We start from the raw sequence: 26,598 nt of genomic DNA, 5'->3' as shown, positions 1-26,598 counted from the left end.
GACAGCCCACCCAGCCGCCTCGAAACCCCCAGACCCGACAGCGCGCCCAATCGCCTCCAAGTCCCCCGGCCCGGCGGCGCGCCCGGACGCCTCGACGCCCTCCCACCGGGCCGCGACGGCGCTCCCCCGCCAGGCGGCCCCGAGGCTCCCCGCCGCCCGCCGAGCCGCTCGGACGCCAGGAGCGCGCCCGCTCCCAGCGCGCAGAGTCCCGCCACGACCGCCCCGGTGGCCGCGGAGCAGCCGAGCAGCACCAGGGCGCTCCCCCACGCTGCCAGCGCGGGCGGCAGGAGATGCGGCGCGTGACCGAGGGGCCCTCCCTCCACGGGGGACGCCCGGCCCGCTCCGGCGGTCACACCCGGACCTTGTCTTTGATGTCGGCGTATTTGCTGTCGCCGATGCCGGAGACGTCGTTGAGCTGCTCCACGCTGCGGAAGCCGCCGTTGGCCTCGCGGTAGTCGAGGATGCGGCGGGCGAGGACCTCTCCGACGCCGGGGAGCAGGTCCAGTTGCTCGACGGTCGCGGTGTTGAGGTCCACCACGGCGCCGGTCATGGGGTCGGCCAGGGGCGGAGGAGAACCGCCACCCGGGGCGCCGACGACGATCTGCTCGCCGTCGATCAGCCGGCGGGCCAGGTTGAGCGTGCCGGTCGCCGCGGCCTTCTTCGCGCCGCCGGCCGCCGCGATCGCGTCCTTGACCCTGGCCCCGCCGGGCAAGGTGACCACGCCGGGCCGCCGGACCTTCCCCGCCACGTGCACGGTGACCTCCGGAGAGGGGGAGGCCGAGGGCCGGGCGACGACGGGCGGGGCGGCCGGCGGCGGAGGCAGCGGCTCGGCGACCGGCTGGGCGCGCCAGGCGTAGAGCCCGCCCACCGCGGCCGCCAGCACCCCGATCGCGACGAGGACCTTCAGCCGCGGCCCGCCGGGATCCGCGTCGGCGACCAGGCGGCGCAACCCCGCCAGGGACGGCCGGGACCCCGGGGGCGCCAGGGCACGGCCGCCGGGCCGGTCGTCCTCCTCGAAGGGGCGCGCTGGAGACGGGTGCCCGCGCAGCGCGCGCAGCCTCGCCTCGGCTGTCGCGCGCTCGTCGGCCCGCTGGTCGGTTCGCACGCGCGCAGGCTATGGCGGCGGCGATCCCCCCGAACGCCCCGAACGCCGTTCTGTGGACAGCACGCTATCCCCGAGAACGACCCGAGAACGCCCCGAGAACGACCCGTGGACGCCCCGGGGACGACCCGAGAACGCCCCGGGGACGGCGCTATCCCCGGGGGCGGCGGGCGAAGTACACCAGGGCGGGCGGCAGGTTGAGCCACACCGTGCGGCTCAGCACGACCTCCTCGAAGGTCCTGCGCAGGTCGAGCAGATACCGCTGCGCGGGCGGAGCCCACCGGGTCCAGCAGTAGGCGAACTGCGTGAAGACCCCGTGGCCGGACAGCGACCCGGCCACCAGGGGCAGCAGCGGCCGCTTCCCGTTCGGCTGGTAGGCCACCCAGGGGAGGCCGCTGACCACGAGATCGGCGGACAGGCCGCGCTCGGCCAGCAGCTCCGGCAGCCGGGCCGCGTCCGCGTGCACGACCTCGACGCCGGGGAAGCGGCGGCTGAGCGGCCCGGCGAGACGCGGGTTGAGTTCGATGGCCAGGTGGTGGCCGCGCCCGCCCAGGCGCTCCTGGATGCCACGGGTGAAGGCTCCGGTGCCCGGTCCCAGCTCCACCACGGTCGGCTGGCCGCTCTCGGGGATCGGCACGACCATCTGGTCGGCGAGCCACCGCGAGCTCGGCGCCACGGTGGCGGTCAGCAACGGGGCCCGCAGGAACTCGCGCAGCAGCGAGGTATCGCCGCCAGTCGGCATCACGGCACATGCTCCCAGGTCGTGGTCCGGCTACCGGGGCTCATGATGCCAACGGGCCGCCGATCAGGGGCACCTCGCCGGAATGAACAGCGAGCGACATCTTCCGCCGATATGCCCCGGACTCACTGAACCGGGACGCCGCCGCTCCAGACGCGGCGGGGCTTGAGACCGAACGCCCAGGCGAAGGCGCCCTCGTGGTCGGCGTCCCACTGGACGATGTCGGCGAGGCGGCCGGGGGCGAGCACGCCGCGGTCGGGGGCGCGCAGCACGGTCGCGCCGCCCAGGGTGGCGGCACGCAGGGCGTCGCCCACGCTCATGCCGAAGGCGGCGACGGCGAGGCTGATCACCAGGGACATCGAGGTGATGCCGCAGTGGCCGGGGTTGTGGTCGCTGCCGAGCGCGATCGGCACGCCCTGGCTGATCATGCGGCGGACCGGCGGCAGGTTGTCGTCCTGCAGCGCGGTGCTGGGGCAGACGACCGCGGGCACGCCGTACCGGGACAGGACCGCGATGTCCTCGTCGGAGACGTGGTGCAGCAGGTCGGCGGAGGCGCAGCCCAGCTCGGCGGCGAGCTGTACGGCGCCGCGGCGGCTGTGGGCGCCGGCGTGGATGCGCGGCAGCAGGCCGACGTTGCGCCCGGAGGAGAGCACCCAGCGGGCCTCCTCGGTGGTGAAGTGACCCTCGTCGCAGTAGACGTCGACGCTGTCGGCGCCGGCCGCCGCGGCGTCGCCGCACCAGGAGCCGACCGCCTCCACGTAGTCGCGCTGACGGCCGAAGTACTCGGGCGGCACGACGTGCGCGGCCAGGAAGGTCACGTGCACCCGCGGCATCATCGGCTCTTTCTCGAGCTCGCGCAGCAGGCGGATGTCGGCGAGCTCGCCGTCGCGGGTGAGGTGGTAGCCGGTCTTGGCCTCGACGGTGGTGGTGCCGCTCAGCAGCCATTCGCGCAGGCGCTCGCGGACGCCGTTGCACAGGGTCCACGGGTCGGTGCCGCGGGTGACGGTCACGGTCGAGCCGATGCCGCCGCCGGCCGCGGTGATCGCGCTGGGCGAGGAGCCGCCGGTGCGCATGGCCATCTCGGCGTAGCGGTTGCCGGCGTAGACCGGATGGGTATGGGCGTCGATCAGGCCGGGCGTGACGAGCGCGCCGCCGAGGTTCTCCACATGATCCACGTCGACGATGTCGTCGACGACACCGGGGACGCTCTGCGGCAGGTCGGCCGCACGGCCCACCCACGCGATCCGATCGTTGTGCACGAGGATCGCCGCGTTGCTGCACACGTCGTTGCCGGTCCACAGCCGGCCGATGTTGGTCAGCAGCCGCACGGTCATCGCATCACCGGTCCCGGGGAGAGCAGGCCAGGCTCGCGCGGGCGCTGGCGCCCACGGGGTCCGCTGGCAGTCCGGACGACATCGGGGGTCTCCTGCTTCTCATCCGCAAGTGTTGTGCGGTGACCGTATCGCCGAGATCATGATCTGGCGATTTCAGTTCAGTTACGTTATTTCACAGGTCGGCTTGCTGTACAGGGGTATTGGGGAAGAACGTCGGTCTCTCGCCGGGCGCCCAGGCCGGCAGATCGGCCTTCCCGTCCTCCTCGCCAAGCCGTTCGCGCACCTCAGGGCATATCACATCCGGCAAGCACCACGACTCACAGCAAGCGTCATGCGAAACCTGCATCAGAATGGGGTCGCGAGGCTTGAGCAATAGTAGCAATCCCCGGCATGTACGACCACCGTCGCATTTGCCGCCCAGCGCGAAGTTTCCGGCGCACGGGAAGGGCCGCCGGTGTCGTACGGCACCGGCGGCCCGCCCGTCGCGATCCGGGGCTAGGAGACCGTCTCGATCGGCTTGGCGAACCGGTCGAGGTCGCCGAACAGGCTGGACAGCACACGCGCGTGCAGCACGGTGCCGTCTCCGGTGTGCTCCACCGACAGCACCTCGCCCTCCTTGTGCGCCCGCGAGATCAGGTCGCCCCGGTCGTAGGGCACCAGCACGCGGACCTCGTGGTCGAGCCTGGGCAGCTCGCGCTCGATGAGCGCCATCAGCTCGTCCATGCCCGCGCCGGTGCGCGCGGAGACCACGACGCTGCGGCGCTCCCTGGCGGTGAGCCTGGCCAGCACCACCGGGTCGGCGGCGTCGGCCTTGTTGATCACCACGATCTCGGGCAGGTCGTTGGCCTCGATGTCGGCCAGCACCTCCCGCACGGCGGCGAGCTGCGACTCGGGGTCGGGGTGCGAGCCGTCCACCACGTGCAGGATCAGATCGGCCTCGCCGACCTCCTCCAGCGTGGACCTGAACGCCTCGACGAGCTGGGTGGGCAGGTGCCGCACGAAGCCGACGGTGTCGGCGAGCGTGAACAGCCGGCCCTCCGGCGTGCGCGCCCTGCGGACCGTCGGGTCCAGCGTGGCGAACAGCGCGTCCTCGACCAGCACGCCGGCTCCGGTGAGCCGGTTGAGCAGCGAGGACTTGCCCGCGTTGGTGTAGCCGGCGATGGCGACCGCGGGCACCTCGCGGCCCCGCCGCCTGGTGCGCTTGGTCTCGCGGGCGGTGGACATGCCGCTGATCTGCCTGCGCAGCTTGGACATCCGCTCGCGGATCCGCCGCCGGTCCAGCTCGATCTTGGTCTCACCGGGGCCGCGCCCGCCGATGCCGACGCCGCCGGCGGCCCGGCCGCCGACCTGCCGGGACAGGTTGCCACCCCAGCCGCGCAGCCGCGGCATGAGGTACTGGAGCTGGGCCAGCTCGACCTGGGCCTTGCCCTCGCGGCTCTGGGCGTGCTGGGCGAAGATGTCGAGGATCAGCGCGGTGCGGTCGATCACCTTGACCTTGACGACCTCCTCCAGCTGGCGGAGCTGGCCGGGGGTCAGCTCACCGTCGCAGATCACCGTGTCCGCGCCGGAGGCCGCCACGATGTCGCGCAGCTCGACGGCCTTGCCCGAGCCGATGTAGGTCGCCGGGTCGGGCCGCTGGCGGCGCTGGATCACGCCGTCCAGCACCTCCGAGCCCGCCGTCTCGGCGAGGAGCTTGAGTTCGAGGAGGGAGTTGTCCGCGTCGGCCGCGCTTCCCGAGGTCCAGACACCGACCAGGACGACCCGCTCAAGTCGAAGCTGACGGTACTCGACTTCGGTGATGTCCTGAAGCTCGGTGGACAGGCCGGCCACCCGGCGTAGCGCCTGACGGTCCTCCAGGTCGAGCTCGCCGGTCTCGGGGACGTCGGCCGTGGTGGCCTCCAGGTCGTCCAGCCGGCTGCGGTCGTCACGGGTGAAGCGAGCACGGGAATCGTTCTGCATAAATGTCATCTCTGTGAAATCAACGTCCGAACACCGTGGTGTCTTCCCCGATGGTGACACGCCACCCGCGGAAGCTCACCTGGTTATCGCCGCGATCACTGATTTTTCAACACATTGGCGTCGCCGGAACCGGTGGACACGTCCACCTTTCGCGGGGCCGAATCGTCGTCGGTCACCTCTATCCTCTCATCACCCGCGCCGCTTTCCGCGGTGACGGCGTAGGCGCCCTGCGGCAGCCGTACGGTGGCGTCGCCGGAGCCGGTCTCGACGCGCGCGTCGTCGGGGGCGGCGGAGAATCCCAGGTCCACGGTGCCGGAGCCGGTCTCGGCGACGACCCGCTTGACGGCCAGCCCGCCGGCCTCGATGTCGCCCGAGCCGGTGGAGGCGACGAGGGTGCCCGAGATGGAGCGCAGGGTGAGCCGGCCCGAGCCGGTGTCCACGTCCACGTCGAGCCCGCGGGGCACCTCGACCTTGTAGTCCACCCAGCACTCGCCGAACCCGAACCGGTCGGGGCAGGCGTAGCCGAGAGTGAGCTTGGCGCCGTCCACCGGGTGCTCGGTCTCCGGGCGGGCGTCGCCCCGCCAGTGCAGGGTCTCGGTGACCCGCAGCCCGGTGCGGTCGGACTCGTTGACCACGATGTCGCCCGCGCCGGTCTTCACCTCCAGCGCGGTCACCGCGCCCTTGACGTCGTAGCCGACGACGTCCTCCTTGGCCGGCCCGCCGACGCCGTCCAGGCCGCAGCCGGTCAGGAGGAGTCCTGCGCCCAGTACCGCTCCGGCGGTCGCCATGCGTCTCATCGTGTTTCCCTCGGTCCCCTCGGGTAGGCCGTCCGTCCTCACCAAGAGTGGCGGACCGCGTGCCCGCCGGGCATCAGGGACGCCCCCGGGCCATCCCCGGCTCGCCCCTGAGCGGGAGGCGGGTACCCGGTCTTTGACCCCCCAAAAGCCATGAAGTAGCGTCACTTCCATAATCCAGAATCGTTTTTCCACATAGCGGAAAGGCAGCTCATGGACGCCGTTGAGATCACCGGTCCGGTCCTCGATCGATACGACGAGATCCTCACGCCCGAGGCGCTGGCCTTCGTGGCCGCGCTCCAGCGCGAGTTCGGCGCGCGGCGGCTCGACCTGCTGCAGGCGCGCCAGGTCAGGCAGGCGGAGCTCTCCGCGCGGGGCACGCTCGACTTCCTGGCCGAGACCAAGCACATCAGGGAGGACGACTCCTGGCGGGTGGCGGAGCCCGCGCCCGGCCTGACGGACCGCCGGGTGGAGATCACCGGCCCGGTCGACAAGAAGATGACGATCAACGCCCTGAACTCCGGCGCCAAGGTCTGGCTCGCCGACTTCGAGGACGCCAACTCCCCGCTGTGGGAGAACTGCGTGGGCGGCCAGCTCAACCTGCGCGACGCGCTGGACCGCGCGATCGACTTCTCCACCGGCGGCAAGAGCTACACGCTGCGCCCCGACGAGGAACTGGCCACCATCGTCGTCCGGCCGCGCGGCTGGCACCTGGACGAGAAGCACCTGCTCGTGGACGGCGCCCCCGTCTCGGCATCCGTCTTCGACTTCGCCCTCTACTTCTTCCACTGCGCCCGGCGTCAGATCGCCCGGGGCAGCGGGCCGTACTTCTACCTGCCCAAGATCGAGTCGCACCAGGAGGCGCGGCTCTGGAACGACGTCTTCGTCCGGGCGCAGGAGCTGCTCGGCGTCCCCCGGGGCACCATCCGGGCGACCGTGCTCATCGAGACGTACCCGGCGGCGTTCGAGATGGAGGAGATCCTCTACGAGCTGCGCGAGCACTCCGCGGGACTCAACGCGGGCCGGTGGGACTACCTGTTCAGCGTCATCAAGAAGTTCCGCACCCGGGGCAGGGAGTTCCTGCTGCCCGAGCGCAACTCGGTGACGATGACCGCGCCCTTCATGCGCGCCTACACCGAGCTGCTGGTCCGCACCTGCCACAAGCGCGGCGCGCACGCGCTCGGCGGCATGGCGGCGTTCATCCCCTCGCGCCGCGACCCCGAGGTGAACGAGGTGGCCCTGGAGAAGGTCAGGGCCGACAAGACCCGCGAGTCGGGCGACGGGTTCGACGGCTCCTGGGTGGCCCACCCCGACCTGGTGCCGATCTGCCGGGAGGTGTTCGACTCGGTGCTCGGCGACCGGCCCAACCAGCTCGACCGGCTGCGCGAGGACGTCCAGGTGTCCGCCGCCGACCTGCTGGCGGTGTCCGAGACGCCGGGCCAGATCACCGAGACCGGCCTGCGCAACAACGTGGACGTGGCGCTGCGCTACCTCGCCGCCTGGCTGGGCGGCCTCGGCGCGGTCGCCATCCACAACCTGATGGAGGACGCGGCCACCGCCGAGATCTCCCGCTCGCAGGTCTGGCAGTGGATCCACAACGACATCGAGCTGGCCGACACCGGCACGGTGGTGACCCGCGACCTGGTCGAGCGGATCATCGCCGAGGAGCTCGACCGGATCAAGGCCGAGCCCGGCTACGACGAGCACCTCTTCGAGGAGGCCGCGACGCTGTTCAAGGAGGTCGCCCTGGACGACGACTTCGCGGAGTTCCTCACCCTCCCCGCCTATGCGCGCATGCCCTGAGCGGGGCAGGATCGTAAGGAGACCCGAGCGACCGGAGGAGAGATGACCCTGACGACGCCGCTGCGGGAGGTGGCCGCCCGCCTCTCCGGAGTGCTCGAACCCGAGGCGGTGATCACCGACCCGGTCCGGCTGCGCACCTACGAGTGCGACGGCCTGACCTACCACCGGGCCGTGCCGGGCGTCGTGGTGCTGCCGCGGACGGCCGGGGAGATCTCCGCCGTGGTCCGGCTCTGCGCGGAGTACGGCGTGCCGTTCGTCGCGCGCGGCGCCGGGACCGGGCTGTCCGGCGGGGCGCTGCCGCGCACCGACGGCGTGCTGATCGTGACCTCCAGGATGCGCCGCGTCCTGGAGGTCGATCTGGACAACCGGCGGGCGGTGGTGGAGCCGGGCGTGACGAACCTGGCGATCAGCGAGGCCGTCCGCGCCCAGGGTTACTACTACGCGCCCGACCCCTCCAGCCAGCAGGTCTGCTCGATCGGCGGCAACGTCGCCGAGAACTCCGGCGGCGCCCACTGCCTGAAGTACGGCTTCACGGTGAACCACATCGAGGCCCTGGAGATCGTCACCCCGGACGGCGACGTCGTCGAGCTCGACGCCCGCGACCCCGGCTACGACCTGCTCGGCGCCTTCGTCGGCTCGGAGGGCACGCTCGGCATCGCCACCAAGATCACGGTACGGCTGTCGCGCACCCCCGAGACGGTCACCACGCTGCTCGCCGCGTTCGCCGACACCGAGGCGGGCGGCGTCGCCGTGTCGGAGATCATCGGCGCCGGGATCGTGCCCGCCGCGATCGAGATGATGGACGCGCTGGCCATCGAGGCCGCCGAGGCGGCGGTGAGCTGCGGTTACCCGCAGGGCGCGGGCGCGGTGCTGATCGTCGAGCTGGACGGCCCGGCCGAGGAGGTGCGCCACCAGTACGGCGAGGTCACCCGGATCTGCCGGGCGAGCGGCGCGTTCGAGACGCGCACGGCGGACGATCCCGCCGAGCGGGCGGCGATCTGGCGGGGCCGCAAGTCGGCCTTCGCCGCGGTCGGCAGGATCAGCCCCGCCTACATCGTGCAGGACGGCGTGGTGCCGCGCACGGCGCTGCCCAGGGTGCTGGCCGGCATCGACCGGCTGGCCGAGGAGCACGGCATCAGGGTGGCCAACGTCTTCCACGCCGGAGACGGCAACCTGCACCCGCTGGTGCTGTTCGACGACGCCGAGGAGGGCGCGGGCGAGCGCGCCGAGATCGTCTCGGGCCGGATCCTCGACCTGTGCATCGAGCACGGCGGTTCGATCACCGGCGAGCACGGCGTCGGGGTGGACAAGGCGCGTTACATGCCGAGGATGTTCTCCGCGGAGGACCTGGACACGATGCAGCTCGTGCGGTGCGCGTTCGACCCCGCGGGGCTGTCCAACCCGGGCAAGGTCTTCCCGACGCCGCGGTTGTGCGGGGAGGTGCCGGGGGTGCGCAGGGGCGTGCATCCGCTCGTCGCCTCCGGGCAGGCGGAGCAGTTCTGATGACGGCGACGCTGGAGGCGCTGGAGAAGACCGGGGTGGCGGTCAGGGAGGCCACCGCCGGCGACACGGCCGCGGGAGCGGCGCCGCGCTGGGTGGCGCTGCCCGAGTCCACCGGCGAGGCCGCCGCGCTGATGCGGGCCTGCGCCGAGCACGACCTCGCCGTCGTCCCGGTGGGCGGCGGCACCAAACTGCGCTGGGGCCGCCCGCCCGAGCGGTGCGACCTGCTGGTGGACACCCGCCGGATGAACCGGATCACCGAGCACCTCGCCGGTGACATGGTGGTCAGGACCCAGGCCGGTGTCACCCTGGGGGAGCTGTCCCGGGTGCTGGCCGAGGGCGGGCAGGAGCTGGCCCTGGACGCCGCGTTCAAGGGCGCGACCGTGGGCGGCACGCTGGCCACCGCGACCGCCGGACCGCGCAGGTTCCGCTACGGCACCGCCCGCGACCTGCTCATCGGCATCACGGTCGTGCTGGCCGACGGCACCGTCGCCCGATCCGGCGGCAAGGTCGTGAAGAACGTCGCGGGCTACGACCTCGGCAAGCTCTTCACCGGCTCGTACGGCACGCTGGGGCTGATCACCGAGGCGACCTTCCGGCTGCACCCGCTGCCGCCGCTCAGCCGCTGGGTCCGCCTGACGCTGCCCTCCTCCGGCCGCCTCCAGCCCCTTGCCCTGGCGCTGGCCGCCTCCCAGGCCGAGCCGGCCGCGGTGGAGCTGGACCGGCCCGGCCGGGAAGGGCCCGTCGAGGTGGCCGTCCTGGTGGCGGGGGTGGCCGCGGACGAGCGGGCGGAGGCGATGCTCGTCATGGCGCGGGCGGTGGCCGACGTTCCGGGCACGGCGGTGAGCGTGACGCGGGAGGCGCCCGGATGGTGGGGCCGCCCGCCGGGCGAGGAGGTCCTGCTGGAGCTGCGGCTGGCGCCCACCGGGCTGGCGGACGCGCTGCGGGCCGTCGCCGCGTGGCCGGGCGCGGCCGTGCGCGGGTCGATGGCCTCCGTGGTGCTCCAGGTCGCGGTGCCGGCCGGCGGCGGTGCGGCGGAGTTCGCGGCCCGGGTGACGGAGCTGCGGGCCGCTACTGCCCGGCACGGCGGCCGGGTCGTCGTGCTGGCCGCGCCCGCCGGGCTCGCACGCGAGGTGGACCCGTGGGGCGCCACCGGCGCGATGACGTTGATGCGCCGGGTCAGGGAGCGTTTCGACCCCGACCGCCGGATGTCGCCGGGCCGCCTGGCAGGAGGGATCTGATGGAGGACGGGATCGAGCGCGGGGACGCGTTCATGGAAGAGCTGATCAAGGACTGCGTGCACTGCGGCTTCTGCCTGCCCACCTGTCCCACCTACGTGCTGTGGGGCGAGGAGATGGACTCGCCGCGCGGCCGGATCCACCTGATGAAGCAGCACGTCGAGGGCACCCCGATCACCCCGGAGATGGCCGGGCACTTCGACGCCTGCCTGGGGTGCATGGCCTGCGTCACGGCGTGCCCCTCCGGGGTGCGGTACGACCGGCTGATCGAGGAGACCCGGGCCAGGGTCGAGCGGGAGCACCCCCGCGAGCCGCAGGACCGGGCGCTGCGCGCCCTCGTCTTCGCGCTGTTCCCCTACCCCCGGCGGCTGCGCGCGCTGCGGCTGCCGCTGCGCCTGAGCGCGCCGCTGCGGGCCGCGCTCGCTCCCCGGCTGGCGAGGTTCAGCCCCTCGCTCGCCGTCATGGCCGATCTCGCGCCCCCGGTCGCCGGGCCGCGTCCCCGCCTGCCCCGGCTGGTGCGGGCGCGCGGGCCGCGCCGGGCCCGGGTCGGCATGCTCACCGGGTGCGTGCAGGGCGAGTTCTTCCCGCAGGTGAACGCCGCGACCGCGCGGGTGCTGGCGCTGGAGGGCTGCGACGTGGTGATCCCGCGGGGCCAGGGCTGCTGCGGCGCGCTGTCCCTGCACTCCGGGCGCGACGAGCAGGCCCTGCGGCTGGCCCGGCGCACCATCGCCGGTTTCGAGCGGGCCGGGGTGGACACGGTCGTGGTCAACGCCGCCGGCTGCGGCTCGACCATGAAGGACTACGCCGAACTGCTCGCCGGGGATCCTGAGTGGGCGGCGCGGGCGCGGGCGATCAGGACCGTGGACGTGGCGGAGTTCCTCGCCGAGCTGGGCCCGGCGGCCGAGCGGCACCCGCTGCCGGTCACCGTCGCCTACCACGACGCCTGCCACCTGGCGCACGCCCAGGGCGTCCGCGCCCAGCCGCGTTCGCTGCTGGCCGGGATCCCCGGGCTCACTGTGCGCGAGGTTCCCGAGTCGGCCGTCTGCTGCGGGTCCGCCGGGACGTATAACCTGTTCCAGCCCGTGGCGGCGCGGGAGCTGGGCGAGCGCAAGGCCGAGCGGGTGCTGGAGACCGGGGCCGGCCTGCTGGTGTCGGCCAATCCCGGGTGCACGATGCAGATCACCTCGGCGCTGCGCCGCCTGGGCAAGGAGGAGATCCCGGTGGCGCACACGGTCCAGGTGCTCGACGCGTCCCTGCGCGGACTGGGGCCGCGGGCGCTGACCGGCGAGGGGCGAGGGGAGGCCGGTTGACCGGTGTGCAGAGCGTCGACCGTGCCTTCGACGTGCTGGAGGCGCTGGCCGACCTGGGAGGCTCGGCGGGGATCTCCGAGCTGGCGGGGCGCACGGGCCTGCCGTACGGGACGATCCACCGGCTGCTGCGCACCCTGCTCGCCCGGGGTTACGTGCGGCAGGAGACCGACCGGCGTTACGCGCTCGGGGGCGGGCTGGTCCGCCTGGGCGGGGTGGCCGAGCGGATGGTGGGGGCGTGGGCGCGGCCGTACCTGAGCCGGCTGGTAGAGCTGTCGGGGGAGACGGCGAACCTCGCGGTGCTCGAAGGCGACTTCATCGTCTACATCGCGCAGGTGCCCTCGCCGCGGCGGCTGCGCATGTTCGCCGAGGTGGGACGGCGGGTGCTGCCGCACAGTACGGCCGTGGGCAAGGTCCTGCTGGCCCACCGGCCGGACGACGAGGTGGTGGCGCTGATCGAGCGCACCGGCATGCCGCGCAGGACCGCGAACACCATCACCGCGCACACCGAGATGCTCGGCGCCCTGTCACAGGCCAGGGAGCGCGGTTACGCGCTGGACCTCGGCGAGGAGGAGCTGGGCGTGCACTGCCTCGCGGTGCCGGTGCACGACGGCGACCGCGTGGTGGCGGCGATGTCGATCTCCGGGCCGGCCGAGCGGATCACCGCGCTCGACCAGGACGAGCTCGCCCGGCACATGCGCAGGATCGCCCACGACTTCGGCACCCAGCTCGCGCCGCGCGCCGCCAGGGCGACCTGACCGCCGCGCGGTCGTTGTCGTTCTGTCGGGGGCGCGGCACACAATGGGGGCATGTGCCGAAGCATCAAGACCCTGCGCCCGCCGTTCACCGAGACCGTCACCGACGAGGACATGCGGGCCGCCGCGCTGCAATACGTGCGTAAGATCTCCGGTTTCCGAGCGCCCGCCGCGCACAACGCCGAGGCGTTCGACGCCGCGGTGGCCGCCGTGACCGCGGCCACCGCCGACCTGCTCGCCACGCTGAAGGTGCGCGGCGGCTGAGGCGGGTTCAGGACTTGCGGGCCACGCCGCCCACGATGCCGCCGGGCGGCTCGTCGAGCGCCGGCGGCTCGGGAGTCCGCCACTCCCACAGCGGCACGAGCCCCGGCGGCACCAGCCGGAGCCCGTCGAAGAGCGCGAGCACCTCCTCCTCGCCGCGCTCGACGATGGGGGTGGTCGAGCGGCGGTAGACCGCCTGGAGCGCCCGCGCGTCCTCGCGGGAGGTCTGCTCGCCGCGCACGCCGTGGGTCACGACGAACATGCCGCCGGGCGGCAGCGCCTCCTTGAGCGGCTCGACGGCGCCGGCCGCGTCCGGCACGAAGTGCAGCACCGCGACCAGCAGCACGGCGAACGGGCGGGAGAAGTCGATGAGACCGCACCGGGCGACCTCGTGCAGCAGGTCGACGGGCTTGCGCACGTCGCCGGGCACCGCCGCGGTCCGGCCGGCCTCTTCGAGCAGCGCGCGGCCGTGGCTGATGACTATCGGATCGTTGTCGACATAAACCACCCGGACGTCCGGGTTGACCGCGGATGCGATGTCATGTGTGTTGTCCCGGGTCGGTAGTCCTGCGCCGATGTCAATGAACTGGGTAATACCGTTATCGACACAATGACGTACCGCTCTGCCCAAGAAGGCGCGATTGTGCCGCGCCAACAGTCGCGCTTCGGGCATGGTGCGGAGAACGCGCTCCGCCGCCTCCCGATCAGCGGCGAAGTTGTCCTTACCACCGAGCAGATAATCATATATCCGAGCAGCACTGGGAATGCTCGGATTGATCCCCCGAGGTGTCGTTTCGGTCACGACGCCCTCCCTCGTTGGGCACGATACTAACCATAATGCGATCGGTTATGCACGCTCTGCGAAAACCGCGCTGAATGCGGGGTTTCGTGCGCCGAATGGCGTATCGGAAGGTGCGTCAGTCGAGGTGCACCCGGTGCACCGGGCGGTTGCCGGGGCCACAGTGGACCTCCAGCTTGACATCCGTCTCCTCGGCCTCGAACTCGACCCGCGCCCGGCCGGCGGGCCCCCGCTCGACGTCGTCCACCTGGTAGCCCTGCGCCGGGGTCCACGACCTCAGCGTCACCAGCCCGCCCTCGCACCGCGCCACCACCGTGCCGCCCTCGGTGGAGATCACGTCGCTGACGGCCCCAGAGGCGGCCGGCGCCGGGGTCGCGGGAAGGCTCGGGGTGACGACCGGCCGGGCGGGCGGGGACGGGGTCGCGGCCAGCTCCCGCCGCACGTCCTCGGCCGAGAGCGGGCGGCCGGCGGGATCGCTGAACGACTCCCCGAGCAGGCCGATGACCCCCACGCCCGCCCCCGTGGCCAGCGCCGCGGTGGCGATCCAGCCGGTCACGGCAAGCACCAGTCGCCTCTGCACGGGTCCACCCTCCCCCAGGAAACCCTAAGGAGCGGTTAAGGGCACGATAAGAGACTTAAGGAAAAGGTCACACAAAGCTACGGTTGGGGGCAAATGTCGAACGTCCTGCTCGTCGAGGACGACGTGACGATCCGCACCGCGCTCACCCGAGGGCTGCGCGAGCGGGGTCACGCCGTCGCCTCCGCGCCCACCGCCCTGGACGGCCTGCGCCAGGCCGTCGAAGACCGCCCCGACCTGATCGTGCTCGACCTCGGGCTGCCCGACCTGGACGGCACCGAGATGCTGCGCATGCTCAGAGCCGTCAGCGGCGTCCCGGTGATCGTGGCGACCGCCCGGGACGGCGACACCGCGATGGTGGGCGCGCTGGACGCCGGAGCCGACGACTACGTGGTCAAGCCGTTCAGCGCGGCCCAGCTCGACGCGCGCATCCGGGCCGTGCTGCGGCGGTCCGGCGAGAGCCGTACCGACTCCTCGGTGACCGTCGGGACGCTCAGGCTCGACCCGCGCAGCCGGGAGGCCACCCTGGAGGGCGCCGCGCTGGACCTCACCCCGCGCGAGTTCGACCTGCTGCACTACCTCGCCGCCCGGCCCGGCGAGGTGGTGAGCAAACGCGAACTGCTCACCGAGGTCTGGCAGGTGCCGTACGGCGGCGCGGACAAGACGGTGGACGTGCACCTGTCCTGGTTGCGCCGCAAACTCGGCGAGACCGCCCAGTCCCCCCGTTATCTGCACACCGTCCGGGGCGTCGGCGTCAAGCTCGTCGAACCCGCGTGAGGAGGTGGCTGGCGGCCCTGGTGGCGGCCACGACGTCCCTGGTGCTGATCGCGTTGCTGGTGCCGCTGGCGCTGCTGGTGCGGGCGGTCGCGGAGAACGGGGCGGTCGAGCAGGCGACCGGCGAGGCCGAGTCGGTGGCGGTCGCGGTCGGCGTGGTGGACCGCGAGACGCTGGCGCTGACGGCGCGGCGGGCGACCGAGGCGAGCGGGCACCCGATCACGGTCTTCCTGCCCGACGGCGGCGTGGCCGGCTCGCCCGCCCGGCGCACTCCCGCGGTCGAGCTGGCCGCCCGCGGGCGCAGCCTCACCGCGTCCGCGCCCGGCGGCAGGGAGATCCTCGTCGCCGTGCAGGACGCCGGCGGCACGGCCGTGGTCCGGACGTTCCTGTCCGACGCCGACCTGATGCGCGGCGTGCGGGAGACCTGGCTCGGCATGCTGGCGCTCGGCCTGGCGCTGATCGGCATCGGCACCGCCGTGGCCGACCGGCTCGCCAGGGCGGTCATCCGCCCGATGGCGGCGACGGCCCGGGTGTCGCACCGGCTCGCCGCCGGGGACCTGTCCGCCCGTGCCGTGCCCGGCGGCCCGCAGGAGGCCCGCGCGATGGCGCTGGCGCTGAACCGCCTCGCCGGGCGGATCGGCGAACTGCTCGCCGAGGAGCGGGAGAACGCCGCCGACCTCTCGCACCGGCTGCGCACGCCGCTCACCGGGCTGCGCCTGGACGCCGAGTCGCTGCGCGACCCGGAGGAGGCCGCCATGATCGCCGCGCGGGTGGACGACCTGGAACGGGCCGTGAGCGCGGTGATCAACGAGGCGAGACGCAGGTCGGGCGGGCGGCGGCACTGCGACGCGGCGGCCGTGGTGGCCGAACGGGTCGCCTTCTGGTCGGCGCTGGCCGAGGACCAGGAGCGCACCACCACCCTGGACCTGCACCCCGGCCCGCTCCCCGTCGCCGTCGCCGCCGAGGAACTCGCCGCCTGCGTGGACGCCCTGCTCGGCAACGTCTTCGCGCACACCCCCGAGGGCGTCGCCCTCACCGTACGGCTGTCGCCGGGCGTGCTGCTGGAGATCCTCGATGAGGGCCCCGGATTCCCCGCCGGACGCCTGGAACGCGGCAGCAGCGGCGCCGGATCCACCGGCCTCGGCCTCGACATCGCCCGCCGTACGGCCGAGTCCGCGGGCGGCACGCTGACCCTCGGCCGCGGCCCGGACGGCGGCGCCCGGGTGACCCTCACCTTCCCCGCCGACCTTAGTGCGGGCTTAACGATCGGCTAGCGCGCCGCTATCGCGCCCGTCGGCACTGTGGGGGCATGAACACACGACGCAAGCTCATCGCCCTCGGAATCGGAACCGTGGCCGTGCTGACCGGCGGCGCGACCGCCGCAGGCGCCATGTCCGCCGCCCCCGCGGCGGCCACCCCCACGGCGGCCACCGCCGGGACGGCCGCCGTGACTACCGCCGTGACCACCGCCGTGACCACCGCTGTGACGACCGGGACGGCCAAGCAGGCGATCACCTGCAAGCAGGCCGTGGCGATCGCCAAGAAGAGAGCCCCGGGCGGCGCCCGGGTCACCGACGTGGAACGCGAGTGGGAGCACGGGCACCGGGTGTGCCAGGTCGAGCTGAAGAAGGGCAACTGGGAGTACGACGTCTACGTCTCGCTGAAGACCGGCAAGGTCGTCAAGTTCAAGCGGGACTACGACGACTGACCCGGTTCAGCAGTCGTCGAGCACCTTCTCCATCGCGGCCTTCTCGGCCGTGGTCACCCACAGGTCGTACTCGGCCTTGATGTCGATCTGGCGCGCGACGTAGGCGCACCGGTAGGCGCGGCGCGGCGGCAACCAGGTCGCCGCGTCGCCCGCGCCCTTCTGGCCGTTGAGCGGTCCGTCCACCGCCATGAGGTTCAGCGGGTCGTTGGCGAACTCCTTGCGCCGGTCGGCCTTCCAGTTCCTGGCGCCCTTCTGCCAGGCGTCGGCGAGCGCGACCACGTGGTCGATCTGCACCTTGGTGCTGGTGTCCTGGCCTCGCTCGAACTCGATCGTCTTGCCGGTGTAAGGGTCCTCCAGGGTGCCGGTGAGCACGATGCAGTCGTGCGTGCCCTCCTTGAAGGTCTCCCCCTCCAGGTCGCGTTTGAGGATGTCGTTGCGGGTGTCGCAGCCGTTGTGGTCGACGTCGGACCAGGCCGGGCCGAACTCGTCGCGGTCGTAGCCGGTCATCGGGGCGCGGCCCTTGACGTCCAGCCGGTCCAGGTCGGCCCGCGCCTCCTTGACGTTCACGGCGGCGTCGCCCCCGCCGCTCCCGTCCTGCGCGCCCACCCCGGTCTCCAGCGCGCCGCACCCGGCGAGCATCATCGCCGCGAACACCCCCGCGGCGATCTTCCGGCCGCCCACCCGCCACCCCCAGATCGTGGAATCGCTCCAAGTCTAGGCAAAGGGCTACCCACGAAATGGTAGAAACCCACCCATGTCAGGTGATCAGGATGCCGCCGTCAACCGGCAGGACGGCACCGGTGACATAGGAACCGGCGGCGGACGCCAGGAAGATCGCCGCCGTGACCAGCTCCGCCGGGTCCCCGGCGCGGTTCATCAGCACCCGCCGGCCGAGCTGGGCGTCGAGGTAGCCCTCGGGATACTGCTCGGTCATCTCGGAGGCGAAGAAGCCCGGTTCCAGGCAGTTCACCCGGATGCCGCGCCGCCCGGTCCACTGCTGGGCGAGGTCGCGGGTCAGGCCGGCCACCGCCGCCTTGGAGGCGCTGTAGGCGGCCTGCGGCAGCCCGGCCGTGGTCTCGCCGAGGACGCTGCCGATGTTGACGATCGAGGAGCCCGGCTTCATGACCCGGGCACACGCCTGGGCCATGTAGAAGGTGCCGTGCAGGTTGACCTCGACGACCTGGCGGAACTCCTCCGGGGCCTCCCGCAGCGCGGGCACCGCCGTACCGACCCCGGCGTTGTTGATCAGGATGTCGACTCCGCCCAGCCCGGCGACCGCGGCGTCCACCAGCGCCTGGCAGTCCTCGGGGCGGGAGACGTCGGTGGCCACCGCCACGCACCGCCTGCCGGTCTCCTCCACCAGGCGCCTGGTCTCCTCCAGGCGGTCCTTGCGGCGGGCGCCGATCGCGACATCCGCGCCGGCCTCGGCGAGCCCTCTGGCGAAGGCGACACCGAGGCCCGCGGACGCGCCGGTCACCACGGCGACCTTGCCGTCCAGCCGGAATCGGTCGAGCATGCGCGTTCCTCCCGGGGTCCGGAGCTCTGCCGAACATGATTCTAGGCAGAGCCCGGGACCGCGGGACTACAGGCCGTACTGCTTCACGATGTGCTCGTGCCGCTCCACCTCGACGCCGACCTCACGGGCGAGGTCGAGCCAGGCCAGCGGGTGCACCCAGCGCTCGGTGGCGTCGTCGAGCAGCGCGTCGAGCTCGACCGCCTGCACGTCCGGCGGGACCGCGACCCAGCCGAACACGCCCGGCAGGCTCTCGCCGCTGGTGGGATGGGTGACCGTGTAGTTCTCGTCGCTGTAGACCCACATCGGCCAGCCGCGCTCGGCCAGCACCTCGTTGAACTCGTGCCAGTCGTGCTCCGAGGGCGCGGCGCCGTCGAAGAACCAGCTCGTGTAACCGCCGGGACGCAGCATCCGCACCGCGGAGAACGGCGGCACGAAGCCCTCGCGCTCCTCCGGGTCGTCCGGAACCGGCTCAAGGAGCTGCGGGTCGAAGACGACCAGGTCGCCGGCGTTGTAGTCCATGCCGGGCGGCTGCGGGATGGCCAGGCGCGCGGTGGCCGGGCCGGTGCGCACGCTGATGACCTGGCGCTGGCTGCCGTCGGGGGCGGGCAGGATGATCCGGACCAGGCCCATCTCCTGCTCGATCGGACCCTCGCCCGGCTCGACCGGCATGCCGATCTTGGCGGCGCCGGCCCGGACGGTCTCCCAGTCCTCGGCGGACGTGGCCAGGACGATCATCCGCCAGACGTCCTCGTCCTCCACCTCGCCCTGGTCGAGCGCCTCCCTGAGCGCCTGGGCGCCCTTGGCGTTCTGGTCGAGCTGCTGGGCGGCGCCGGCCAGCAGGCGGCGGGCGTCGATGCCGGCCCCTCCGGCGAGCGCCTGCTCGGCCTCGGCGAGGGTCTCGGTCCACCGGTCGCGGGCGCGGTGCAGCCGGGCCAGCGTGAGGTGACGCTGCGCGTCGGGCAGCTTCGCGGCGAACTGCTCCAGCCGCTCGTCCTGCCGCGCCTCGATGAGCAGGCCGGCCAGGTAGGCGATGTCGTCCTCGGCGGCACGGGCGAGGTCGGCGTCCGGCCCCTCGACCAGCATCGTCCAGTAGATGTCGGCGCCGCGCGAGGGGTAGCCGAGGAAGCCGAGGGTGGTGGTGTGCCGCCGGGTCGCCTCCAGGTCGCTGCCGGACAGCGGGGTCAGCCAGCCGACCCAGCGCTCCGGGTCGGCGTTGAAGCCGTCGGCCGCGTCGAACAGGCCGACCAGCTCGGGCAGCGGGCCGGGCGCCTCGGGCGCGGTGACCGCGTCGGCGGCGGCGCGCAGCGCGGCGATCCGCTCCGGCAGGCCGTCGGTGTTCCTCAGCTCGGCGAGACCGCTGTCGGCGATGTCGGCGAGGGCTTTGGCCTGCCACACGCCCTGCCGGGCGACCGCCAGCTCACCGGCGATCAGCGCCAGCTCGACCCGGGCGCGGTAGCCGCCCATCATCGCGAAGTAGTCGATCCACTGGCGCAGCACGCGGCCGAGCTGCCAGGTGTTGGTGATCTGCTCGGAGTCGGCGAGCAGGTGGACGGTCCTGGCCCATTCGACGAACGAACGCGGGTGGTCGCCGACCACGTCGAGATCGGGCAGCGCCTCCACGGCCTCCCGGGTACGGCCGAGCGTGCCGAGCACCAGGGCGCGCAGGACACCCTCCCGGTGCGCCTTGGCCACCGGGTCGTCGGCCCTGAACTCGGCGGCGGCCTGCAGGGCGGTCAGCGCGTCCTCGCCGCGGCCCGCGGCGAGCAGGGCGCGGGTGGCGGACGCGGCCAGCTCCCAGCTCGCCTCCCGCCCCGCGCCGCGCAGCCGCTCGATGGCCGACTCGGCGTAGGCGATCGCCTCACCGGCGCGGTCGCCGTCGAGCAGCGCCGCGACATACTGCGCGGTGAGGCCGCTGAAGGCCGGCGAGGTCGGCTCGACGCCGACCAGCGCCTTGCCCAGCAGGGTGAGCCGCTCCGTGGCGTAGCCGGGGCCGTCGGCGTTGGCCTGCGCGACGGCGAGCGCCTCGTGCGCGGCCGGCGCGGAGGGGCACTCCCGCACGTCTTCGCGCTCGGCGAACACGACCAGCTCCTGCGCGTCGCCGAGGGCGACCGCACCCTGGGCGCGGTCGCCGATCCGGCCGACGAGGTGCCAGTAGCGGGCGTAGAACTCCAGCCAGGGCAGCTCCATCGTCTCCGCCTGGCCCGCGATGGCCGGGGCCACCACGTCGAGCTGGGAGTATCGCCCCTCGTAGGCCTGAGCGGGAAGATCGCTCAAGGCGATGGCCAGGCCGGCGTTCCCGGCTTCCTGAAGTTGCCGCTGGGTGTCGCCGACCCAGGCCCAGATGTCCACGTCCATGAGCAGTCAGTCTGCCAGGTTGGCGAGCATGCCCCAAACGCCTCCGGGCATGCCGCGTTTGCCGTGTGATCTAGGAAAGGTCAAGCTCGCCCGCCGCGACCAGCACCGCCGGGCCCGCCAGGTAGGTTGTCTCCTCCGTCAGCGTGACGCTGAGCGTGCCGCCCGGCACCTCCACCGTCCAGGTGCCGCTGGTCTCGCCGGTGAGGGCGGCGGCGGCCACCGCCGACGCGACCGCGCCGGTGCCGCAGGACCGGGTCTCGCCCGAGCCGCGCTCGTAGACCCGCATGACGACCCGGCGCGGGCCCACCGCGTTGACCAGCTCGACGTTGACGCCGTGCGGGAAGACGGTGGGGTCGAAGCCCGGCTGGTGGGTCAGGTCGAGCTGGGCGACCGGGTCGCCGATCACGCAGGCGAGATGCGGGTTGCCCAGGTCCACGTGCAGCCCGGCGTACTCCTGCCCGGCGACGGTGGCGGTGCTCTCGCCGAGCGTCGTGGCCGGGCCCATCTCGACGCTGACGTCTCCCTCGCTCGCCAGCCGGACCCGCCGCACGCCGCCCCTGGTGGCGATGGTCAGCTCGCCGGGGGCGGCCAGGCCCGCGTCCACGAGGTAGCGCGCGAAGACCCGGGTGCCGTTGCCGCACATCTCGGGCACGCCGCCGTCGGCGTTGCGGTAGTCCATGAACCACTCGGCGCGGTCCGCCTGGTCGGCCACCTCCGGCACCGCCTTGGTGCGCACGACGTGCAGCACGCCGTCGGCTCCGATGCCCGAACGCCGCTCGCACACCGCTCGCACGAAGGCGCCGGTGAGGTCGAGCTCGTTGTCGGGGTCGGGGAGGATGACGAAATCGTTCTCGGTGCCATGCCCTTTCAAGAACCGCATGTCGCCACCCTATCGAGTGCGCGTTCCAGAAGATCCGGCGCGTCCTGGGGCAGCCAGGTGATCCGGGGGTCCCGGCGGAACCACGACTCCTGGCGGCGGGCGAACCTCCGCGTCGCCCGCACCGTCTCCTCCCTGGCCGCCTCCTCGGTCCACTCCCCCGCGAGCTGCCGCAGCACCTGGGCGTAGCCGAGGGCGCGGCTCGCCGTACGGCCCTCCGCGAGGCCCTGGGCGGCGAGGCCGCGCACCTCCGCCACCAGACCGGACCGCCACATGCGCTCCACGCGCAGCGCGATGCGCTCGTCCAGCACCGGCCGGGGGACCTCGACCCCGAGCTGGACACTGGGGTAGACGGCGTCGTAGGACGGCATCGTGGCGGAGAACGGCCGGCCGGACAGCTCGATGACCTCCAGCGCGCGCACGATGCGGCGGCCGTTGCCGGGCAGGATGGCGGCGGCGGCCACCGGGTCCAGCTCGCCCAGCCGGGCGTACATCGGCGCGGCGCCGTGCCGCTCCAGCTCCTCTTCCAGCCTGGCCCTGATCAGCGGGTCGGTGCCGGGGAAGTCGAGGTCGTCCAGCGCCGCCCGGACGTAGAGGCCGGAGCCGCCCGCGAGGACGGGCACGACGCCCCGCGCGAGCAGCCGGTCGATCAGCGGCCGGACCAGCCGCTGGTACTCGGCCACGCTCGCGGTCTGCGTGACGTCCCAGATGTCCAGCAGATGGTGCGGCACGCCGCGCCGCTCGGCGGGGGACAGCTTGGCGGTGCCGATGTCCATGCCGCGGTAGAGCTGCATGGAGTCGGTGTTGATCACTTCGCCGCCGAGTCTCAGCGCGAGATCGACCGCGAGATCGGACTTGCCCGCCGCGGTAGGGCCGACGACGGCGATGACTGGTAGCTGTCCCACAGGCCAAGTCTGTCAACGATCCGGGCGTGCCTCGTACCGCCGGGGTCAGAGCACCCAGTCGAGCATGGGCTGCAGGTAGCCCTCCAGGGTGAGCAGCCACCGCTTGGACTCCACGCCCTCGCCGCCGCTGAACCCGCCGAGGCCGTTGCCCGCGACCACCCGGTGGCAGGGCACCACGATCGGGATCGGGTTGGCCCCCATGATCGAGCCGACGGCCCGCGCCGGCACCGCCCCGCCGCTCATCGCGGCCAGCTCGCCGTAGGTGACCGCGCGGCCGTACGGCACGCGCTCGTACAGCGTGCCGAGCACCTGGCGCTGGACCCTGGTCGTCAGCCGCCAGTCGAGGGGGAGGTCGAAGGCGGTCAGGCGGCCGTCGAAGTAGGCGGCCAGCTGCTCGCGGGCGCCCGCCGTACGGGCCGGGTCGCGCACCTCCGGCACGCCGAGCCGCGCGGCGATCAGCGCCCGCCGCTCCGGGTCGTCCCGCCAGCCGACGGCGGCCACGCCGTCCTCGGTCATGGCGATTGCCACCTGTCCCAGCGGCGACGGCACGGAGCCGAAGGCAACCGTTCCCCCCATGGCGACCATGCCCCCTTCCCGGCCCCGCAGACCGGCGGAAACCGTGACCTTCCTCGCGAGCCTACGGCCTTCGCCGCGTACCGGCATCCGTAGCATGGCGGCCGTGTCCCTTCGCGAACTTCTCGTCCTCGGCACGTCGAGCGCCGTGCCGACCCGGCACCGAAACCACAACGGCTACCTCCTGCGCTGGGACGGCGAGGGGTTCCTGTTCGACCCGGGCGAGGGGACGCAGCGGCAGATGCTGCTGGCCGGGGTGAGCGCGCACGACCTCACCTGGATCTGCGTCACCCACCTGCACGGCGACCACTCCCTCGGCCTGCCCGGCGTCATCCAGCGCGTCGCCCGCGACGGCGTGCCGCACCCGATCGCGGTCGCCTACCCCGCGACCGGCGAGGAGTACTACCGCCGCCTGCGCCACGCCACCTCCTTCCTGGACACCGCCGTCGTCACCGAGCATCCGCTCACCGGACCGCGCCCCAGCCTGCCCGCCGGCCCGCTCACTCTCACCGCCCGCCCGCTGTCCCACTCCATCGACACGTACGGCTACCGCCTCGACGAGCCCGGCGGGCGCCGCATGCTCCCCGACCGGCTCGGCGCGCTCGGCGTGCACGGCCCCCTCGTCGGCCGGCTGCAACGCGAGGGCGTCGTCACCACCCCGGCCGGCGTCACCGTCACCCTGGACGAGTGCAGCGAGCCGCGTCCCGGGCAGAGCTTCGCCTTCGTCATGGACACCCGGCTCTGCGACAACGCCTACGCCCTCGCCGAGGGCGCCGACCTGCTGGTCATCGAGTCGACGTTCCTGTCCGCCGAGGCGGAGCTCGCCGAGCGTTACGGCCATCTCACCGCCGCGCAGGCCGGGCACGTCGCCGCCCGGGCGGGCGCCGGCCACCTCGTCCTGACCCACGTCTCCGAGCGCTACGACGCCGCCGACGAGCCCCGTTTCCTCGCCGAGGCGGCCACAACCTACCCCGGCCCGATCACCCTCGCCCACGACCTCCAGCACATCCCCTTCCCCAGACCCCCACGCCCCACCGCCACGACGTAGCCGGTCCCAGCGGGACCGCCGTCACGGTGTGGGGAGCAGCCTCGGCGGGTCCCCACTCGCCCACCGTCACGACGTGAGCACCAGCCTCCGCAGGCCCCCGCGGGTCCGCCGTCACGGCGTGGAGAGAAGCCCCCGCGGGTCCGCCGTCACGGTGTGGGGAGCAGGAGGGCCCGGGTGCGGTCGTCGCCCCACGCCGAGGACGCGTCCACGTGCGGGCGGAGCAGCGCGGTGAGGTCCGCGTCCCCGCGCCCGGCGAGCTCGTCCGACGCGATCTTGCGCGCCACCCCGGCCAGGAAGTCGGCCACCTGGACCCGCGGATCCGAGCGCGAGTCGACGAGCCGCACACCGGCCAGTCTCGGCGCGGGGAACGGCCCGGCGAACGTCTCCTCCAGCAGTGCGATCCGCCGGGCGGTCAGGGCGTCATGCTCGTCGTGCACGAGGAGGACGGGCCTTTCCCCCGCCCCCCAGTGCACGATCGCCCGCATGACGGCCCCGACGAACGGGTTGAGGACGGGCGTCATCCCCGGTTCGTGGGCGAGCCTGGCGAGAAAGGCGTCCGCGCGCGGCCCGGCCCCGGCGAGCGATTCCATGATCTCGCCTATCGGACCCCGCCCGCCGGTAAGACCGCCGACCATATGGAAGAACGGCCCGGTGGGCATTCTGCCGCGCATGACGTCGTTGAACGACTCCAGAAACGCCTGCCACCGGTCCCGGCCGAATACCCGCCCGCCTTCGCGATACAACACCAGCGCCCTGGCGTCGTCCCGCCCCGGCCCCCCGAACTCTCCCACGGCCAGTTCGACAACCCTGCCCACGGCGTAAAAGGTCTTGTCGACGAGATGCACCCGGGCGTTTCCGCGAAGGGGGCCGTCCGGCCCGAGCAGCCATTCCAGCGCGCCTCGATGCTTCGCCCGGAGCAGATGGCCGGCTTTGTACTCGGTCGCCGGCGAACGTATCCTCCGCCGCAACTCCAGGACGCACTCCGCCGCCGATTCCCCGCTCAGCCGGACCCCGGCGTGCGCGAACACATCGGTGTTCCCGCCGATGAGCCGGTCACCTTCCGACCCGGACTCGTCGCAGGCGATCTCCAGGAATTCCGCACCCATAAAGCTTTTCGATTTCCTTTTGCGCGTTCCCTTCACGCGTCGATCATCGACTTTATCAACGGGGGGTCATCCGGCGGCAACGGTTTTCGCCGGGTACGCCGAGCCTGCGTTCCGGGAGCGTGTCGCGGGTGGCGGGCGGCATCGTGCTCGTCCATCGACTGTCCGGTGGGCGTCGTCCTCGGGTACGGCGTCACCGTCGGCGTGACCGTGTCTGTCCTGCCAGCGGCGCGTCCGCCCGGAGCGCGCCGTGCGGGGTGCGCCGTGCGGCGCAGTCGGCCGGCGTACGCCGTGCCCGTGGGCGGACCCACGGCCGGGATCAGCAGCCGCGCCGGGTCCACAGGCTGACGTAGTAGCCCACGCCGTAGCAGTCCTCGTAGTAGACCGACCGCTCGCGGAACCTCGGCACGCTCTCCACGCGCCCGGCGGCGTCCGGCTGCCCCGGTTCCCCCGGTTCTCTCGGCTCCCCCGGCTCTCCCGCGTGGGACTCTCCGTGTCGGGGCTCACCGGCTCGGGGCTCCCCGGCCCGGCAGGCGCCGGCGAGTACCTGGAGGGCCGCCCGGCCGCCGAACCACAGCTCGTCGGCCTCCGCCGGGTCGAGGGCCGCCAGCGCGGCGAGGTCGGCGGTCTCCAGCACGTGCCGGATGTGTTCGTCGTAGGAGCGGGCCCGCGGGTCGAGGTACCCCGGGGCCTTCTCGGTGAGGCAGGCCGACCCGTCCGCCATCACCAGCAGCGCCACCCGCTCGGCGGAGTCCGCCAGACGCTCCCCCAGTGCGGCGCACACGCCGGGCGCGGCGTCGTACGCCACCGACCACATCCCCGCGACCGGCCCCACCTGCTCCCGCTCGACCAGCCACCGCCCCACGGTCAGGGACAACGGCAACACGGGCGCCCCGTCCCCGACCCTGACATCAACACCCCAGGGAGCCAGCGACCCCGCCGCCTCCGCCGGATAGGCGACCACGTCCACCCGCCCAGGCCCGGCCCCCTCCACCTGGTCCGGCCCCGTCCCCTCCACGTGGTCCGTCCTGATCCCCGCCATCTGGCCGGGCCCGGTCTCATGGTCCGACTCGGCCCCAACCATCCGATCCCGCCCGGACAGACCGCCCCGATCCGGCCTGAACACCCCCGCCGGTCCCGAGGCGGACACCTCCGGTCCGCCCCGCCCGGACACTCCTCCGCCCTGTGCGGACACTCCCGCCTGGCCCCGCCCCAACACCTCCCGGCCCTGGAGGTATACGTGAACTGAGAGGTCGCCGAGGTGGCTCGGATGGCCGGGCGTCGGCTCGGCGAGGTCGGCTCCGCCCACGATCACGAGCCGTTCCGCCCCCGATCTGCTGAGCCCTCGGATCGCCCGGGAGCAGGCCGCCCGCAGGCCGTCCAGCTCGATGGCGGCGTCCCCGGCGAGTTCGGGCACGACCAGCGGAGGATACGGGCACACGGCGGCGGCGACGATCACCACTCCACGTTATCCCTCCCACTCCCCCCGGCAACCGGCAGCCACGCCACAGCTACGCCCACCCACCCCGACACCGGCCCCGCCCGCCCGCCGGGCCACCAGAGGCCGAGCA

Annotated in this window: 25 protein-coding genes; 10 read left to right on the top strand and 15 right to left on the bottom strand. The window is 73.2% G+C overall.

Annotated features, from left to right (window positions below):
* Positions 1 to 349: 349 nt before the first annotated feature.
* The 5 genes from QSK26_RS18215 to QSK26_RS18195 form a co-directional block, all read right to left on the bottom strand.
* Complete coding sequence (locus tag QSK26_RS18215; protein WP_285776358.1) at positions 350 to 1,105, bottom strand: ComEA family DNA-binding protein; 756 nt, start codon at positions 1,103 to 1,105, stop codon at positions 350 to 352.
* A 148-nt stretch (positions 1,106 to 1,253) separates the two neighbouring features.
* Positions 1,254 to 1,844, bottom strand: coding sequence for a class I SAM-dependent methyltransferase (locus QSK26_RS18210; RefSeq protein ID WP_285776357.1), 591 nt, complete (start codon positions 1,842 to 1,844; stop codon positions 1,254 to 1,256).
* 122 nt (positions 1,845 to 1,966) lie between these two features.
* Positions 1,967 to 3,175 (bottom strand): imidazolonepropionase, encoded by a 1,209-nt coding sequence (gene hutI, locus QSK26_RS18205; RefSeq protein WP_285776356.1) that lies wholly within the window; start codon positions 3,173 to 3,175, stop codon positions 1,967 to 1,969.
* Positions 3,176 to 3,670: 495 nt separating this feature from the next.
* Positions 3,671 to 5,134: a GTPase HflX gene (gene hflX / locus QSK26_RS18200; protein WP_285776355.1), complete on the bottom strand. Its 1,464-nt coding sequence runs from the start codon at positions 5,132 to 5,134 to the stop codon at positions 3,671 to 3,673.
* 95 nt (positions 5,135 to 5,229) lie between these two features.
* On the bottom strand, positions 5,230 to 5,922 hold the full coding sequence (locus QSK26_RS18195) for a DUF4097 family beta strand repeat-containing protein (RefSeq protein WP_285776354.1): 693 nt from the start codon (positions 5,920 to 5,922) through the stop codon (positions 5,230 to 5,232).
* Between the two features lie 219 nt (positions 5,923 to 6,141).
* Here QSK26_RS18195 and aceB point away from each other — a divergent pair, with 219 nt between their 5' ends.
* The 6 genes from aceB to QSK26_RS18165 are packed head-to-tail and all read left to right on the top strand — an operon-like array spanning position 6,142 to position 12,795.
* Positions 6,142 to 7,731: a malate synthase A gene (aceB, locus tag QSK26_RS18190; RefSeq protein ID WP_285776353.1), complete on the top strand. Its 1,590-nt coding sequence runs from the start codon at positions 6,142 to 6,144 to the stop codon at positions 7,729 to 7,731.
* A gap of 42 nt (positions 7,732 to 7,773) precedes the next feature.
* Entirely contained in the window at positions 7,774 to 9,234 is a 1,461-nt protein-coding gene (locus QSK26_RS18185; protein ID WP_285776352.1) for an FAD-linked oxidase C-terminal domain-containing protein, read from the top strand.
* Positions 9,234 to 10,472 carry an FAD-binding oxidoreductase gene (locus QSK26_RS18180; RefSeq protein ID WP_285776351.1) on the top strand — a complete coding sequence of 413 codons (1,239 nt, stop codon included), beginning with the start codon at positions 9,234 to 9,236 and terminating at the stop codon, positions 10,470 to 10,472. Before QSK26_RS18185 ends, QSK26_RS18180 begins: the two co-directional genes overlap by 1 nt.
* The gene (locus QSK26_RS18175) at positions 10,472 to 11,779 is read left to right on the top strand and encodes a (Fe-S)-binding protein (protein ID WP_285776350.1); all 1,308 of its coding nucleotides are present in this window, start codon (positions 10,472 to 10,474) and stop codon (positions 11,777 to 11,779) included. Before QSK26_RS18180 ends, QSK26_RS18175 begins: the two co-directional genes overlap by 1 nt.
* Entirely contained in the window at positions 11,776 to 12,534 is a 759-nt protein-coding gene (locus QSK26_RS18170) for an IclR family transcriptional regulator (RefSeq protein WP_502888718.1), read from the top strand. The genes QSK26_RS18175 and QSK26_RS18170 overlap by 4 nt, the downstream gene beginning before the upstream one ends.
* 51 nt (positions 12,535 to 12,585) lie before the next feature.
* Positions 12,586 to 12,795, top strand: coding sequence for a DUF2277 family protein (locus tag QSK26_RS18165; protein WP_285776349.1), 210 nt, complete (start codon positions 12,586 to 12,588; stop codon positions 12,793 to 12,795).
* 7 nt (positions 12,796 to 12,802) lie between these two features.
* Here QSK26_RS18165 and QSK26_RS18160 read toward each other — a convergent pair whose 3' ends face one another.
* Together QSK26_RS18160 and QSK26_RS18155 are read right to left on the bottom strand one after the other, a co-directional pair.
* Positions 12,803 to 13,594, bottom strand: coding sequence for an SAM-dependent methyltransferase (locus tag QSK26_RS18160; protein ID WP_285776348.1), 792 nt, complete (start codon positions 13,592 to 13,594; stop codon positions 12,803 to 12,805).
* 115 nt (positions 13,595 to 13,709) lie between these two features.
* Positions 13,710 to 14,171 (bottom strand): hypothetical protein, encoded by a 462-nt coding sequence (locus QSK26_RS18155; protein ID WP_285776347.1) that lies wholly within the window; start codon positions 14,169 to 14,171, stop codon positions 13,710 to 13,712.
* Positions 14,172 to 14,264: 93 nt separating this feature from the next.
* Between QSK26_RS18155 and QSK26_RS18150 the strand changes: the two genes are divergently transcribed.
* From QSK26_RS18150 to QSK26_RS18140, 3 genes are read left to right on the top strand one after another with little or no spacing between them, the layout of a single operon-like run.
* Positions 14,265 to 14,945, top strand: a complete 681-nt coding sequence (locus tag QSK26_RS18150) for a response regulator transcription factor (protein ID WP_285776346.1) — start codon at positions 14,265 to 14,267, stop codon at positions 14,943 to 14,945.
* The gene (locus tag QSK26_RS18145) at positions 14,942 to 16,216 is read left to right on the top strand and encodes a HAMP domain-containing sensor histidine kinase (protein ID WP_285776345.1); all 1,275 of its coding nucleotides are present in this window, start codon (positions 14,942 to 14,944) and stop codon (positions 16,214 to 16,216) included. The genes QSK26_RS18150 and QSK26_RS18145 overlap by 4 nt, the downstream gene beginning before the upstream one ends.
* 35 nt (positions 16,217 to 16,251) lie before the next feature.
* Positions 16,252 to 16,650, top strand: coding sequence for a PepSY domain-containing protein (locus QSK26_RS18140; RefSeq protein ID WP_285776344.1), 399 nt, complete (start codon positions 16,252 to 16,254; stop codon positions 16,648 to 16,650).
* Positions 16,651 to 16,656: 6 nt separating this feature from the next.
* Here QSK26_RS18140 and QSK26_RS18135 read toward each other — a convergent pair whose 3' ends face one another.
* The 6 genes from QSK26_RS18135 to QSK26_RS18110 all read right to left on the bottom strand — a co-directional run bounded on the left by QSK26_RS18135 (position 16,657) and on the right by QSK26_RS18110 (position 22,879).
* A complete protein-coding gene (locus tag QSK26_RS18135) occupies positions 16,657 to 17,331 on the bottom strand; it encodes an HNH endonuclease family protein (protein ID WP_285776343.1) in 675 nt (224 codons plus the stop codon).
* Positions 17,332 to 17,407: 76 nt separating this feature from the next.
* Positions 17,408 to 18,166: an SDR family NAD(P)-dependent oxidoreductase gene (locus QSK26_RS18130; RefSeq protein WP_285776342.1), complete on the bottom strand. Its 759-nt coding sequence runs from the start codon at positions 18,164 to 18,166 to the stop codon at positions 17,408 to 17,410.
* Between the two features lie 66 nt (positions 18,167 to 18,232).
* Positions 18,233 to 20,521, bottom strand: coding sequence for a tetratricopeptide repeat protein (locus tag QSK26_RS18125; protein WP_285776341.1), 2,289 nt, complete (start codon positions 20,519 to 20,521; stop codon positions 18,233 to 18,235).
* Positions 20,522 to 20,591: 70 nt separating this feature from the next.
* Positions 20,592 to 21,401, bottom strand: a complete 810-nt coding sequence (gene dapF / locus QSK26_RS18120) for a diaminopimelate epimerase (RefSeq protein WP_285776340.1) — start codon at positions 21,399 to 21,401, stop codon at positions 20,592 to 20,594.
* Positions 21,389 to 22,303, bottom strand: a complete 915-nt coding sequence (gene miaA, locus QSK26_RS18115) for a tRNA (adenosine(37)-N6)-dimethylallyltransferase MiaA (RefSeq protein WP_285776339.1) — start codon at positions 22,301 to 22,303, stop codon at positions 21,389 to 21,391. Before miaA ends, dapF begins: the two co-directional genes overlap by 13 nt.
* 45 nt (positions 22,304 to 22,348) lie before the next feature.
* Positions 22,349 to 22,879 carry a methylated-DNA--[protein]-cysteine S-methyltransferase gene (locus tag QSK26_RS18110; RefSeq protein ID WP_285776338.1) on the bottom strand — a complete coding sequence of 177 codons (531 nt, stop codon included), beginning with the start codon at positions 22,877 to 22,879 and terminating at the stop codon, positions 22,349 to 22,351.
* Between the two features lie 103 nt (positions 22,880 to 22,982).
* Here QSK26_RS18110 and QSK26_RS18105 point away from each other — a divergent pair, with 103 nt between their 5' ends.
* Complete coding sequence (locus QSK26_RS18105) at positions 22,983 to 23,924, top strand: ribonuclease Z (RefSeq protein ID WP_285776337.1); 942 nt, start codon at positions 22,983 to 22,985, stop codon at positions 23,922 to 23,924.
* Positions 23,925 to 24,070: 146 nt separating this feature from the next.
* Here the strand turns inward: QSK26_RS18105 and QSK26_RS18100 are convergent, their stop codons facing one another.
* Entirely contained in the window at positions 24,071 to 25,030 is a 960-nt protein-coding gene (locus QSK26_RS18100) for a DUF3800 domain-containing protein (protein ID WP_285776336.1), read from the bottom strand.
* 316 nt (positions 25,031 to 25,346) lie between these two features.
* Entirely contained in the window at positions 25,347 to 26,486 is a 1,140-nt protein-coding gene (locus QSK26_RS18095; RefSeq protein WP_285776335.1) for a class III extradiol ring-cleavage dioxygenase family protein, read from the bottom strand.
* Positions 26,487 to 26,598 lie beyond the last annotated feature (112 nt).

The organism is Microtetraspora sp. NBRC 13810 (genome assembly GCF_030268685.1).
GTDB lineage: Bacteria > Actinomycetota > Actinomycetes > Streptosporangiales > Streptosporangiaceae > BSRQ01.
Note: the sequence above shows the minus strand (reverse complement) of the source record. Positions and strands in the feature narration are given on the sequence as shown.

Excerpts from the sequence above, each read along its gene's own strand:
- QSK26_RS18210 (WP_285776357.1), bottom strand. The coding sequence starts at position 1,844 with ATGCCGACTGGCGGCGATACCTCGCTGCTGCGCGAGTTCCTGCGGGCC.
- hutI (WP_285776356.1), bottom strand. The coding sequence starts at position 3,175 with ATGACCGTGCGGCTGCTGACCAACATCGGCCGGCTGTGGACCGGCAAC.
- hflX (WP_285776355.1), bottom strand. The coding sequence starts at position 5,134 with ATGCAGAACGATTCCCGTGCTCGCTTCACCCGTGACGACCGCAGCCGG.
- QSK26_RS18195 (WP_285776354.1), bottom strand. The coding sequence starts at position 5,922 with ATGGCGACCGCCGGAGCGGTACTGGGCGCAGGACTCCTCCTGACCGGC.
- aceB (WP_285776353.1), top strand. The coding sequence starts at position 6,142 with ATGGACGCCGTTGAGATCACCGGTCCGGTCCTCGATCGATACGACGAG.
- QSK26_RS18185 (WP_285776352.1), top strand. The coding sequence starts at position 7,774 with ATGACCCTGACGACGCCGCTGCGGGAGGTGGCCGCCCGCCTCTCCGGA.
- QSK26_RS18180 (WP_285776351.1), top strand. The coding sequence starts at position 9,234 with ATGACGGCGACGCTGGAGGCGCTGGAGAAGACCGGGGTGGCGGTCAGG.
- QSK26_RS18175 (WP_285776350.1), top strand. The coding sequence starts at position 10,472 with ATGGAGGACGGGATCGAGCGCGGGGACGCGTTCATGGAAGAGCTGATC.
- QSK26_RS18165 (WP_285776349.1), top strand. The coding sequence starts at position 12,586 with ATGTGCCGAAGCATCAAGACCCTGCGCCCGCCGTTCACCGAGACCGTC.
- QSK26_RS18150 (WP_285776346.1), top strand. The coding sequence starts at position 14,265 with ATGTCGAACGTCCTGCTCGTCGAGGACGACGTGACGATCCGCACCGCG.
- QSK26_RS18140 (WP_285776344.1), top strand. The coding sequence starts at position 16,252 with ATGAACACACGACGCAAGCTCATCGCCCTCGGAATCGGAACCGTGGCC.
- QSK26_RS18130 (WP_285776342.1), bottom strand. The coding sequence starts at position 18,166 with ATGCTCGACCGATTCCGGCTGGACGGCAAGGTCGCCGTGGTGACCGGC.
- QSK26_RS18125 (WP_285776341.1), bottom strand. The coding sequence starts at position 20,521 with ATGGACGTGGACATCTGGGCCTGGGTCGGCGACACCCAGCGGCAACTT.
- dapF (WP_285776340.1), bottom strand. The coding sequence starts at position 21,401 with ATGCGGTTCTTGAAAGGGCATGGCACCGAGAACGATTTCGTCATCCTC.
- QSK26_RS18110 (WP_285776338.1), bottom strand. The coding sequence starts at position 22,879 with ATGGGGGGAACGGTTGCCTTCGGCTCCGTGCCGTCGCCGCTGGGACAG.
- QSK26_RS18100 (WP_285776336.1), bottom strand. The coding sequence starts at position 25,030 with ATGGGTGCGGAATTCCTGGAGATCGCCTGCGACGAGTCCGGGTCGGAA.